The 13524-nt window shown below is 70.9% G+C and carries 8 protein-coding genes; all 8 read left to right on the top strand.

Annotation, left to right across the window (positions count from 1 at the left end):
• Positions 1–11 precede the first annotated feature (11 nt).
• Complete coding sequence (locus ACTOQ1_RS08945; protein ID WP_440065782.1) at positions 12–641, top strand: hypothetical protein; 630 nt, start codon at positions 12–14, stop codon at positions 639–641.
• Positions 642–1045: 404 nt separating this feature from the next.
• On the top strand, positions 1046–2836 hold the full coding sequence (locus ACTOQ1_RS08940) for a substrate-binding and VWA domain-containing protein (RefSeq protein WP_440065781.1): 1791 nt from the start codon (positions 1046–1048) through the stop codon (positions 2834–2836).
• Between the two features lie 201 nt (positions 2837–3037).
• On the top strand, positions 3038–5566 hold the full coding sequence (locus ACTOQ1_RS08935; protein WP_440065780.1) for a sigma factor-like helix-turn-helix DNA-binding protein: 2529 nt from the start codon (positions 3038–3040) through the stop codon (positions 5564–5566).
• A gap of 521 nt (positions 5567–6087) precedes the next feature.
• Positions 6088–7215 carry a GNAT family N-acetyltransferase gene (locus tag ACTOQ1_RS08930; protein WP_362687360.1) on the top strand — a complete coding sequence of 376 codons (1128 nt, stop codon included), beginning with the start codon at positions 6088–6090 and terminating at the stop codon, positions 7213–7215.
• 155 nt (positions 7216–7370) lie between these two features.
• Entirely contained in the window at positions 7371–8201 is an 831-nt protein-coding gene (locus ACTOQ1_RS08925) for a glycosyltransferase family 2 protein (protein WP_440065779.1), read from the top strand.
• A gap of 2 nt (positions 8202–8203) precedes the next feature.
• Complete coding sequence (locus ACTOQ1_RS08920; protein ID WP_440065778.1) at positions 8204–9154, top strand: glycosyltransferase family 2 protein; 951 nt, start codon at positions 8204–8206, stop codon at positions 9152–9154.
• Positions 9151–9954, top strand: a complete 804-nt coding sequence (locus ACTOQ1_RS08915) for a polysaccharide deacetylase family protein (RefSeq protein ID WP_440065777.1) — start codon at positions 9151–9153, stop codon at positions 9952–9954. Before ACTOQ1_RS08920 ends, ACTOQ1_RS08915 begins: the two co-directional genes overlap by 4 nt.
• Positions 9955–10232: 278 nt before the next feature.
• Positions 10233–13442: a hypothetical protein gene (locus tag ACTOQ1_RS08910; protein ID WP_440065776.1), complete on the top strand. Its 3210-nt coding sequence runs from the start codon at positions 10233–10235 to the stop codon at positions 13440–13442.
• Positions 13443–13524: the final 82 nt, after the last annotated feature.

The raw sequence follows: 13524 nt of genomic DNA, 5'->3' as shown, positions 1-13524 counted from the left end.
CGGAGGTCGTCGTGACCGATCAGATCGTGCTGGCGCCGCCGAGCGCCGAGTGGCTGCGTGACGCCCGCAGGGCTCGCGCGCTCTCCCTGGCCACCCTGATCTGGCTGGGCGTCGAGAGCGTGCTCGGCATCGCCGCCGGTCTGGGAGCGCATTCGGTCGCCCTCATCGGCTGGGGCGTGTCGGCCCTGGTGGAGGCGGCGGCCAGCCTGATCGTGGTCTGGCGGTTCACCGGGGCGAGGACCGGGTCCGCGCACGCCGAGGCACGGGCCCGCAGGGCGGTGGCGATCAGCTTCTGGATCCTCGCCCCCTACCTGGTGCTGCACGTGGCGCACGACCTGGACGCGGGTCACCGGGCCGTGCCGAGCGTGCTCGGGATCGTGGTGACGGCGGCCAGCGTGGTCGGCATGCCGTTCCTGGGAATGGCCAAGCGGCGGCTGGGCGTGCGGCTGCACTCGGCGGCGACCGCGGGCGAGGGGACGCAGAACCTCCTCTGCGCCCTGCTCGCGGCGGGGGTGCTGGCGGGGCTCGCGCTGAACTCCGCCGGGTGGTGGTGGATCGATCCCGCCATGGCGGTTCTGCTGGCGGCGGTGGCGGTGCGCGAAGGTCTCAGGGCGTGGCGCGGGCACTCCTGCTGCCACTGACCGCCCTTCCCCGACCGCCGCCGCAGGGCTCCCCGGCCATCGGCCGCCGATCGCCGCCGGTGCTGCCGCCGATCGCCGCCGGTGCTGCCGCCGATCGCCGCGGGTGCTGCAGCCGATCGCCTTTTCCCGTCACCGGCCATCCGGTTCCACCGGCCGCCGGTCGCCTGTCTCCCGTTGCCGATCTTCCGTTGTTTCTGCCGCCCGACCAGGTGATCTCCGCCGCCGCCGGTCGTCGGCGGCCCGCGCGGACGCAGGGCTCAATGATCGACACATACGGTAACAGCGGCACCGAAATGCGTTTTTTGCCCCAGTAACCATTCCCAGTACAGTTCCGTGAATATTGCGGACGACCTCCCGATAGGGTGACCCGCTAGCTCCATGACATCGACACCAAAGAGGACATCGTGGGCGGACGTCACCGGACGGATGAACTCGAGGACGGCTACACCCCGTACAAGGAACCGCAGCCCAGACGCAGGCGCGGGGGACGCGGCAAGGTGCTGGTCCCGCTGGCCGGGTCCGTCGCCCTCGCGGTGCTGCTCGGCGTCGCCGCGTTCGTGGTCATCAACCGCGACCGCGGCGCCGGGGCGTGCGGGGGCGAGGCGCTCCCGCTGCGGATCACCGCCTCCCCGGACATCCAGCCCGCCCTGTCCCAGATCGCCGGGCGCTTCAACAAGGCGGCCCACGACATCGAGGGCAGGTGCGCCACGGTCACGGTGACCAAGGGCGCCTCGGCGACCGTGGCCTCCTCCTTCAGCGGCGGCAAGGCCGCCGCGATGGACATGTGGATCCCGGACTCGAAACTGTGGGTGACCAACCTGCGGGCGAGGAACCAGGAGGTGCCCGAGGCGGGCGAGTCCATCGCCCGCTCCCCCATCGTCATGGTGGCCTCCGGCTCGGTGGTGCCGAACCTGAAGAAGAGCTTCGGCGAGGCCAGCTGGGGCGGCATGATCAGCGCCGCCAACGTGGCCAACGTGGACGGGCCCGGCCGCAAGGTGCGCGTCCTCGTGCTGGATCCCTCGCTCAACGCCGCCGGGCTCGGCGCGCTCCTGGCCGCCGCCGGGGTGGCCACGGCCTCCGGCGCGGGCGAGGAGCAGCTGGTCGGCGCGCTCAAGAGCCTGTCGGGGTCGACGTCGACGGTCCGCGACCAGGACGCGCTGCTGGCCAGTCTCGGCGTCAAGGGCAGCAAGGCCCCGCTGGGCATCTCCTCGGAGCAGGGGGTCTGGGCGTTCAACAAGTCCAAGAAGCCCGAGGTCCCGGCCGTGCCGCTGTATCCGGCAGAGGGGACCATCAACCTCGACTACCCGGTGGTGGTCACCGCCGAGGACGCCGCCGTGCGCAAGGCCGCCGAGGCGTTCCGCAAGGAGCTGGGCAGCGAGGCGTCCAGGAAGACGCTGCAGGACCAGGGGTTCCGCACCCCGGACGGCAAGGGCGGCAAGGCGATCTCCGGCTCCGAGGGCTTCCAGGCCAAGGCCCCGCAGGCGATCGAGCCGCCCGACGGCAAGACCGTCGCGAGGATGTCCCAGACCTGGTCCCGGATCAAGCTGGGCACGAGGCTCATCACCCTGCTGGACGTCTCGGGCACCATGGCCCTGCCGGTGCCCGGTACCGGGCTGACCCGGATGCAGGCGATCAGCAGGATCGCCGTCGAGGGCATGAAGCTCTTCCCGGCCAAGAGCGAGATGGGACTGTGGGAGTTCTCCACCCATCTCAACGGCCAGGGGGTCGACTACCGCGAGACGGTCCCGGTCGGCCCGCTCACCGAGGACATGAACGGCGTCCTGCGCAGGGACGTGATCAACCAGAGGCTGATCACGACCCGGGCGAAGTCGACCGGCGACACCGGTCTCAACGACACCCTCGCCGCCGCCTACAAGCAGATGACCGACGAGTACCAGAGCGACAAGATCAACACGGTGCTGATCCTCACCGACGGCGCCGGCAACGACGACCCGGACGGCGGGATCAGCAACCAGCAGATCCTGAAGCGGCTCAAGGATCAGTTCGACCCGGAGAAGCCGGTCAGCGTCCTGATCATCGCCTTCGGTCCCGACGCCCCCAAGGGCAAGCGCCAGATGGACGCCCTGGCCAAGGCCACCGCCGGTGACGCGTACATCGCCAAGGACATCCTGGAGGTCAGGAAGTTCTTCCTGGAGGGCATGAAGCGCCGGCTCTGCGCTCCCAACTGCGACTGACCCTTCCCCCTCACCTTCATCCTGTACGGCTGGTGTCACATTGGCACCAGCCGTAGCAGTTTTCCCAGGTCATACCGTGTCGGCATGATATGAACCCCTTTGGTCAACCGGTTGCCGGGAGGTGGCGTCCTACGCGTGTGGGCTGGAACGGGTGAGTGGTGAAACCCGTGAACGAGCCCGTCTCGCGGGGGAGGAATGTCCGTGCCCGGATGGCCGACCGTCGGCCGAACCGACGATCAACAACTCGTTGAGGCGCTGCGGCGTGCCGACACAACGGCGCCGGCGAGCCTCTACGACTCCTATGCCGAACGTCTCAACGACTACGCCCACTCGCTGCTGGGCGACCGTGAGGCCGCCGCCGGTGCCGTGCACGACGCCCTGGTCGCGGCCCAGGGCGGCGTGGACCGCCTGCGCGAGCCCGGCCGCCTGCGCGCGTGGCTGTACGCGCTCGTGCGGATCCGGTGCGCGGACGAGGGGCGCGGCGGCCCGCGGGGGTCGGCGCCGCCGCCCGACGTCCACGACGACCCGGGCGAGCGGGAGCTTGCGGCCCTGGTCCACGAGGCGATGGCGGAGCTGAGCGGGCAGGAGCGCGAGGTGCTCGAACTGTCGCTCCGCCACGACCTCGGCAGCGGCGAGGTCGGCGCGGTGCTGGGGCTGACCTCCCGCCAGGTCACGGCGAGGCTCGGCCGGGCCCGCGACCACCTGGAGAACGCGGCCGCCGCCGTGGTGCTCGCCAAGGTCGGCCGGGCGCACTGCCCCGACCTGTCGGCGATGGTGGACTCGTGGGAGGGCCCCCTCACCACGCTGCTGCGCAGGCGGCTGTCGGCCCACATCGGCCGCTGCGAGGTCTGCGTCGAGCGCAGGGACCGGCACGTCTCGGCCGGGCGGCTGCTGGACCTGGTCCCCCTGGCCTACCCTCCGCTCTCCCTGCGCCGCCGGGTGATCGAGACCTGCGTGAACCCGGAGGCGCGCGAGGACCGCGCCGCCATCGTCGCCGGGAACGGCTTCGACAAGGCCGGTTTCCCCGTCGCGGCCGAACGGCGCTCGGGGGGCCGCCGGTGGGGTGGCAGGAAGGGCGCGGGCGGCAGGCGGGCACGCGACGAGAACTCCCCCTCGGGCGGGGGGAGCACGCCCCCCGAGGGCACCCGCTCCCGGCACGCGGCGCTCCCCGCGGACCCCGGGACGTCACACCCGGACGTGAGGGCGTGGCCGGCCGGGACGGAGGCGCGGTACGGGGAGAAGCGGGCGGGACACGCGGACACCGGGACACGCTCCCCGGAGAGCGCGCCGCGCCACCCCGAGATCGGGACGGCGCCGAGGTACGTGATGGCGTCGCCGGCGGACGGTGAGCCCGGACGCGCGACACCGCGGACGGACGCCGGGACCCCGCGCGCGTCATGGCCGGCGGAGGGCGAGGCGCGGCACGCGCCACCTCCCGTGGACGTCGAGGCCTGGCCGGCACCGGCCGTGAGCGCCGAGGCGTGGCCGGCCCCGACGACGAACCCCGACGCCTGGCCGGCACCCCCCGCTGACGGCGAGGCGTGGCGCACCACGCCACCCGCGAACACCGAGGTGTCACCGACGCCGTCCCCGGACGGTGAGACCTGGCGCACCCGGCCGTACGCTGACGGCGAGGCGTGGCGCACGTCGTCTCCCGACGACGAGATGTGGCCAGCGCCATCCACGGCCCGCGAGTCACGGCCCGCGTCGTCTCCCGACGGTGAGGTCTGGCGCACGTCGTCTCCCGACGACGAGATGTGGCCCGCGCCATCCACGGCCGGCGGATCGCGGCCCGCGTCGTCCCCCGACGAGGCGTGGCCCGGGGAGTCCCCCGAGAACGGTGAGGCCCTGCCCACCCCGCCGGCCGGCGGCACCGAGGTCTGGCCCACGTCGCCGGCGGAGGCTTCAAGGGTACGACGCACGCCACCGGCGGGAGACCCCGGGGTCCGGCGTACACCGCCGCCCCCCGGCGAGGGGAAGCGGAGGACGGAGGCGCCGCCCGCGCAGCGACGGCGGCGGCGCGGGCGCAGGGGGCCGGTGCTGCTGGCGGTGGTGTGCGTGCTGGCCGCCACCGGGGCGGTGGTCGTGGTGGGCGGGCAGGACCTGGCCGGAGGGGCATTGAGGGACCCCCGGACCGCGCCGGGGACGGAGCCCGCGCTGATCACGCTGGAGCCCGGCCCCGAGCCGGAGGCCGGCTCGCCGCCGGAGGAGCCGGAGGCGGAGGCCGCGCCGACGCCCACGCCGAAGCGGAGCCGGAGGACCGAGAGGCCCGTTCCCGCCGTCCCCACCGCCACCGCGGCGCGACCGGCACCGAGCCGCGCCCCCACGGCGGGGCGGCCCCGCCCCACCCGCACCGCCGCCAGGCCGCCCGCGGCCGGACGGCTGAGCGTCTCGTGTCCGGGCGACATCGGGGAGGGCGCCGGGCAGATCCGGCTCGCGGCGCGCAACGCCACGGTCTCGTGGTCGGCGACCACCTCCGGCGGGCTCGACGTCCACCCCGCGCAGGGGCGGCTGAGGGCGGGCACGAGCAGCGTGATTTGGGTCACCGCCAAGGATCCGTCGGAGAGCGGCGCCGGGCGGGTCGCGTTCAGGTCCGCCGGCGGCAACGCCGGATGCGCGATTTCCTGGGAAAGCCCTGAGTCCGAGGCCTCCACGCCCCAGGACGAGCCGGCTCCCGATCCGACTCCCACCCCTTCCGCCGGAGCGAGCTCCGAGGGGGCGACGGACTGATTCCCGTATCTCGTTTTACCTAACACCGAGACTTCTCCCGTGGATCAGGTAAACCATGGACTGGTGCCGAGCGTCGGCATTGACGTCCATGTTGAGTGATTGGTCACATGAAGAGCGCGATCAGTCACATCATTACCAACCAGGAGCTCGGAGATGTCGATCAAACGCAGGGTGCTCAATTGGGCCCTCACTCTCGCCTGTGTCGCGGGAGCCGTGATCGCCTTGGCCGACATCGACACTCCGTTACGCTTGTTCCTTACGCCCCTGTTCCTGTTGGTCGTGCCGGGCGCCGCAGTGGTAGGACTGTTGCGTGATCGTGACCCGCTTGCGGCACTATCAGTGGGTGCGGCAGCGAGCCTGGTTGTGAACGTTCTCCTGGCCGCTGCCATGCTTACCTTTGACGCATGGTCGCCCCGTGCCGGAGTCGCGACGATCGCGGTGCTCGGCGGCTTCATATACGTACTACGCGTGTTGTATCGGGGGAGCGGGAGCTTGCAGACCGAACAGGGGGCCAGGTCAAGGTGAACATCGTCATCGTTCGCCCGGAGGACCTCGGGGAGCCCGAGATCTCACGATGGCGGGAGTTGCAGGTGGCGGATCCGTCGCTGGACAACCCCTTCCTCTCCGTGGAGTTCACGCTCGCCATGGGGCGGCTGCGCGACTACGTCCGTGTCGCGGTCATCCAGGACGGTGGCAAGATCGTGGGGTTCTTCCCCTACGAGCGCCACAGCTTCGGGATCGGCAAGCCTCTCGGCGGCTTCCTGACCACCTGCCACGGGTTGATCTCGGTCCCCGGCCTCAAGCTGGACGTCCGGACCCTGCTGCGCGCCTGCAAGCTCTCCGTCTTCGACTTCGACCACCTGGTCCCCGGCCAGCCGACGTTCGCGCCGTACGAGTCGGACGTGCGACCGGCTCCGGTGATGGACCTCAGCGTGGGGTTCGAGACCTACATCGAGCAGGTGAAGGCCAACTCGCCGAAGAACCTCAAGACTGTCCGCTACAAGGAGCGCAAGCTCGGCCGCGAGCAGGGCGAGATCCGCTTCGAGTGGTACTCGGCCGACCCGGGCACGCTGCGCACGCTCACCAACTGGAAGTCCGACCAGTACCGCAGGACCGGCCGGGTCGACCGCTTCGCCCAGCCGTGGATCGTCCAGTTGCTCGACGAGATGCACGCGGCGAGGTCCGAGAGTTTCGCGGGCGTCCTGACCATGGTCTACGCCGGAGACAGGCCCGTCGCCGGTCACTTCGGCCTCCGGACGGCGACGACCCTGGTGGGCTGGTTCCCGGCCTACGACACCGAGTTCGCGCGTTACTCCCCCGGCATCATGCACCACCTGCACATGGCCGAGCACGCCGCGAACTCCGGGCTGCAGCAGGTCGACATGGGCAAGGGCGGACGCGAGTACAAGAGCTGGTTGAAAAGCGGTGACCTCTTCGTCGCGGAAGGCCGCGTGTCGCGTCCCTCCCCGGCCGCCGCCGTCCACTGGATCGGCCGCACCCCGGTCAACAAGGCACGAACGATCGTTACAGATCGCCCGAATTTGTACAGGCTTGCCGACCGTGTGTTGAAGGGTTTCGGCCGTATGCGCTCCCCCGCGCAGAACCAATCAGGCACTCCGGTCGTCAAGGAACCATGGGGAGTGGGCTAGACCGCTCCCGTTCATCACCACACCACCCGCCAGGACCCTCGCATGCATCCCTCATCGCATTCGCCGTTTCCGCCGGTCGTCCCGATCGGCGAAGACCCCGGGTCCGTCCGCCAGTCACCCCTGACGACCGAGCGCCCGGAAGGACATCCGTCACAATGAGTCCCGAGATCACCAAGCACTACAACAACAAGCCACCGCTGAGGGCGGTGCCACCCATAGAGCGGTTCACCCCCATCACGCCCAACATGGCGATCTCCCCCACCGTCAGCGTCGTCGTCCCCGCCATGAACGAGGCGGAGAACCTTCCGCACGTCTTCGCCACGCTGCCGCAGTGGATCGACGAGATCGTCCTGGTCGACGGCAACTCGAAGGACGACACCGTCGCCGTGGCCAGGAGGCTGCGTCCCAACGTCCGCGTGGTGCACCAGACCGGCAAGGGCAAGGGCGACGCGCTTTCGGCGGGCTTCGCCGCCTGCACCGGCGACATCATCGTGATGATCGACGCCGACGGGTCCACGGACGGCCGCGAGATCATCCAGTTCGTGGGCGCGCTGGTCACCGGCGCCGACTTCGTCAAGGGCTCGCGATACGCCTCCGGCGGCGGCAGCGACGACCTGACGTTCATCCGCAAGTTCGGCAACAAGACACTGACCGCGCTGGTCAACAGGATGTACGGCACCAGCTACAGCGACCTGTGCTACGGCTACAACGCCTTCTGGGCCCGCCACCTGGACGTCCTCAACCTCGACTGCGACGGCTTCGAGATCGAGACCCTGATGAACGTCCGCGCCGCCAAGGCCGGTCTCAAGGTTCACGAGGTCCCCAGCCACGAGCGCTGCCGCATCCACGGCGAGAGCAACCTGCACGCCGTCCGCGACGGCATCCGGGTGCTGAAGACCATCATCCGCGAGTGGCGGAGCAACCCGGCTCCCGTCGTTCACGAGCCGGCCGCCGCCGCCCCGGCCGCCGACCAGGGCGCCGCGTAACCATGAGAAGCAGTGTCGTCATCTGCGTCTACACCGAGGACCGCTGGGATGACATCCGGGCGGCCGTCGAGTCGGTCGAGAACCAGACGCACGCGCCGCACGAGATCATCCTGGTCGTCGACTACAACCCGGATCTCCACCTGAGGCTCAAGAAGGAGTATCCCGGCGCGATCGTGGTGGAGAACGCTCAGGAGAAGGGGCTGTCCGGTGGCAAGAACACCGGTGCGGCGACCGCCTCCGGCGACATCGTGGCGTATCTGGACGACGACGCCGTCGCGGAGCCTGGCTGGCTGGAAGCACTGGAGGAGGGCTTCCAGGACCCGACCATCGTGGGGGTGGGCGGGCTGACCAGGCCGCTGTGGGGCATCGGGCACCGGCCCGGCTGGTACCCCCACGAGTTCGACTGGACCGTGGGGTGCAGCTATCTCGGCATGCCCACGGAACGAGCCCGGATCCGCAACGTCATGGGCGGCAACGCGGCCTTCCGCAGGGAGGTCATCGGCGGTGTCGGCGGGTTCCACACCGGCATCGGGCGCAGCGTGCAGGGGCGCAAGCCCCGCCCGCTGGGCTGTGAGGAGACCGAGTTCTGCATCCGGCTCTCGCAGCGGATGCCTGGGTCGGGAATGCTGTTCGAACCGGCCGCGGTGATCGGCCACAAGGTGCCGCCCGTGCGCTCGACGTTCGCCTACTTCCGCTCGCGCTGTTTCGCCGAGGGCCTGTCCAAGGCGCTGGTCGCCCAGAGCGTGGGAGCCGGCGACGGACTGTCGAGCGAGCGGGCCCACGCGCTGAAGGCGCTGCCGCTGGGCGCGCTGCGCGGGGTCGGCGAGGCGCTGCGGGGCGACCCGTCCGGCCTCGGCAGGGCCGGGGCGATCGTCGTGGGCCTCGCCTGGACGACCTGGGGTTACATCGTCGGCTCCCTTCGACTGAAGATGAAGCGGGTGCGTGCGTCATGATCCGCGTACCGATCCTGATGTACCACTCGGTCTCCGACCGGCCCAACGCCGAGACGAAGCCGCTGGCGGTACGCCCCTCGGCCTTCGCCGAGCAGCTGGCCTACCTGAAGGAGAACGGCTTCACGCCGCTGACGGTGGCCGACCTGGTCGCCTCGCTGCACAACAACAACGGCCGTTCCATCCCGGAGCGGCCGGTCGTGGTGACCTTCGACGACGGGTACGCCGACTTCCACAGTGAGGCGCTGCCCCTGCTCGAACGCTACGACTTCCCCGCGACGGTCTTCCTGACCAGCGGGTGGGTCCGCGACGCGGGCAAGGACGCGGCGGGCAGGCCCCTCGACACGATGCTGTCGTGGAGCCAGGCCCGCGAGGCCGCCTCGTGCGGCATGGAGATCGGCGGGCACAGCCACAGCCATCCCCAGCTCGACCAGCTGCCCGAGGACGAGCTCCGCCAGGAGCTGCGGCGCAACAAGGCCCTGCTGGAAGACAAGATCGGTTCCCTGGTCTCGACGATGGCCTACCCGTACGGCTACTCCAGCGTGCGCGTGCGGCGCGAGGTCAGGAAGGCCGGATACTGGGCCGCCTGCGCGGTGAACAACGCCATCGCCGCCGACAGGCACGACGTGCTCGCGCTGCCGCGCCTGACCGTCGCCGAGGGCACGTCGATGAAGATGTTCAGCCGGGCGGTCGAGGGAAACCAGGTCCCGCTGATCTACATGAGGGAACGAATGCTGACGAAGGGGTACGCCGTCGTCAGGCGCACACGATACGGTCTGCGCAAGGTACGCGGCCAGGCGTGAACCACCGGCCACGCCCCGGGAGACGCGCGATCCGCGGGGCGGGTCGCGCACCGGTGGCCGACCCGGTGTGACCGGCGGTCCTCGTTCCGTCCGACGCCCCCTCCCCCGGGAGCGGAGGCGTCGGGAGAGGGGCCGCCCGGCCGGAGAACGGCCGCCGCACCGCTTCTCAACGATCTACGCGAAGCGCCCGGACATGACGGATCTCCGCGGTGACTCGTCACACCCTGGTCCGCGTAGCCGCCATGATGTTAGACGTGAGGCAACGGGCAGGTAATGACGTGACGACGACGGGGGCGGCGGAGACCGCCGAGGTCGGGGAGATCGATCCCACCCACCCCGCGCCTTCGGACGGAACCCGGGCCGGGTCCGACGGCGAGCCCACCGGCACGGCGCCCTCCGAAGCGCCTGACGACGAGGCTCCCGGCGAGCTCCCGGACGACGAGATCGCCGAGGGCGAGGCTCCGGACGGCGAGACGCCCGGCGGGGGTCCGTACGGCGAGAGTCCCGGCGGAGAGACGTCCGACGGCGAGGAGGCTTCGGGGGGCGACCCGCGCGACGACGCGGCCGACGACGGCACGCCGCCGGACACGGACGCCGCGGACGCCACGGGCGATGCGGACGACGCGGATGCTCTGGACGACGCGGACGCCTCAGACGAGGCGGATACCGCGGATGCCGCGAGCGCCTCAGACGGCGCGGATGCTCTGGACGACGCGGGCGGCACGGACGACGCGAACGCCCTGGACGAGGCGGATGCCGCGGACGAAGCGGGCGACGCGCCGGATGACAGCGTCTACGGCGACGACCCCGAGGTCACCGCCGTCATCAGGCTCCCCCTCCGCCCGGTCGCCCCGCCCCCGGCCGGCGTTTCCGAAAACGAGACGGCCGAGACGGCCGAGGTCCCGCCCGCGCCCACCGAGGACGAGGACGAGGACAGATTCGAGACCACGGCGGAGATGCGCCTGCCCGGCCGGGCCGCGCCACTCCTCAAGCCCGCCTCCACCACTCGGAGGCCCTCGGAACCCTCGACGTCCCCGCCGGCCGCGGAATCCTCAGCGCCCTCAGCGCCCTCAGCGCCCTCGCAGCCCTCCGACCCCTGGGAGTCCGCCGAGCTTCCTGGCGGAGAGCCGCGGGGAAGGTCCGCCGGGGCGCCCAGGCAGCCCCTGGAGGCCTCGAAGCACCTCCCCGAGGTCACAGAAACCCCAGCGGCCCACCAGGCCCCACAGGGCACGCAGAGGAGCTCGGGGACCGGTTCCGGGGCGGGAAAGGAAACCGGGAAGGGAGCGGGAAAGGCGGCGCCGGCGACCAGCGCCATGCCTCCGTCCGCGGCGCCCGCCGCCAGGCCCTCACGCCTGCAGGCCGTGATGCGGTCGGCCATGGTGTGGCTGCCGCCGGTCCTCACCATCGAGGGTCTGATCATGTACGTGCTGGCCCTGCGCGTCGCGCCGGGCCCGCTGCGGGGCGTCGACCTGAACGACATCGACGGGGTGGGCCTGATCTCGGCCATGCCGCCGACCGCGTTCGCCGCGATCCTGCTGATGCTCGTCGCGTTCTTCGTCACGATCGCGCAGAACACCGACCGCAAGTTCCTGCTGCTCTTCCAGATCGCGGCGATCACCTTCGCCCTGCACGGGGCGGCCGCCCTGATCGAGGACGAGGCCAGGTTCCACACGGCCTACGTCCACGCGGGCTTCGTGGAGTACATCAACCGCACCGGCGAGTCCTCCGCCCTCCTCGACGCCCGCCTGGCGTGGCCGGGGTTCTTCGCGCTGGTGGGGTTCATCACGAAGGCCGCCGGGGTCACCGACCTGACGACGATCATGCGGTGGACGCCGCTGCTGTCGAACCTGCTGTACCTCCTGCCGTTCGTGCTGATCCTGCGCCAGGTCGTCGCCACCACCCGGGCCCGCTGGTTCGCCGCGCTGCTGTTCGTCATCGTGCAGTGGATCGGCCAGGACTACTTCTCCTCCCAGGGCTTCACGTACGCGATCTACCTGGCCTTCGTGGCGATCGTGCTGCGCTGGTTCGGCAAGGTGGAGCCCCGCGAGAAACCGATGCCGGCCAAGGGGTTCGTCCGGCGGCTGCTGGCCCGCCTGGACGGGCTGACGCCGGGCGAGCTGCCGCACTCCACCGGCGTCTACGACCGGGCCATCATGCTGATCGTGCTGATCGGCCTGTTCGCGACCGCGACCGCCTCGCACCAGATCACTCCGTTCATGATGCTCGGCGCGCTGACCGGCCTGATCCTGCTGCGGCGCTCCTCGCTCAGTTGGGGGCTGCCCTTCTTCCTGGGCCTGATGGTGCTGGCGTGGATCAGCTACCAGACGGTCGCCTTCTGGAGCGGGCACATCGACCAGCTCTTCGGCGGTCTGGGCCGGATCCTGGAGAACCTCCAGAGCAACACCGGCGACCGGATCGACGGCAGCGACCCCAAGCACGCGCTCGTCCTGATGGCCCGCCTGGGCATCTGCGGCGTCATCCTGACGCTGGCCGCCGCCGGCCTGTTCCGCCGCCTGCGGCGCGGCGTCGGCGACCGCGCGGCCCTGCTGCTGCTGTGCATCCCGGTGCTCGCCCTCGGCCTGCAGAACTACGGCGGCGAGATCGGCCTGCGCATCTACCTGTTCGCGCTGCCCGGCGCCTGCATCCTGGCCGCGTACGCCTTCTTCCCGAACCTCCCCGCGGGCACCGAGGACGCGCCGGAGGAGACGGTGCCGATCCGCAAGCGCAACATCCGGTTCAACCCGGAGCTGACGCGGCGGATCTCGCTGCTGCTGGCCGCCGGGTGCGCCATGGTGCTGGCGATGGTCTTCCTGGTCGCACGGTACGGCAACGAGCAGTTCGAGCGGGTCTCCGCCAGCGAGGTCGCGGCGATGCACTACGTCTACGACCACGACAAGCCGAGCGCCCGCGTCCTCTACCTGGTCCCGGTGGTCGGCGAGGAGGTCACCCCGAGCATCCCGTGGGGCGAACGCGACTTCGACAAGATCTCCTACCAGCAGGTGCTGGTGGACAAGAACCCGGCCCTGCTCTCCACGGTGATCGACAAGCTCCGGGTGTCGCCGCCCAACACCTATCTGGTGGCCACCCGGGGGCAGGCCGGATACCTGCAGCTCAACCACGGCTTCCCGACGGACTGGGCGCCGAGGTTCCGCGCCGCGCTCGACGCCCACAAGGAGCTCAAGCGGGTCTTCAACGGTGAGGACGCCGCCGTCTACACGCTCAAGACCTACCCCGAGGGGGCCGAGATCCCCGAGCCGGGGGTACCGACCGGCGGCAGCGACCCGACCTCTCCGTGGACGCCGATCGGCCTGGGCGCACTGGGCGTGACGTGGATCGCGCTGTTCGGCTACGAGGTGTTCCTCCTGCGCGGCCGCGATCAGACGGCCAGGACGAGGAGGACGAGGAGGCGCATCCTGCTCGTCGCGGTGCCCGCGTTCGTGCTGGCCGTAGGGGTGATCGCGGAGAGGTTCATCGTCATCGGCTCCTGAGCTCAGCAAAGGACAAAGTCTCTCGGCGGACGATCGGCGCGCGCCATACTGAGCACCGTTCGCCGGGGGGCGCACGTCTCGA

The sequence above is a fragment of the Streptosporangium sp. OZ121 genome (assembly GCF_051918885.1).
In the GTDB taxonomy this organism is placed as follows: Bacteria; Actinomycetota; Actinomycetes; order Streptosporangiales; family Streptosporangiaceae; genus Streptosporangium.
The sequence above is the reverse complement of the archived record's forward strand: the minus strand, read 5'-3'. Positions and strand labels throughout refer to the sequence as shown.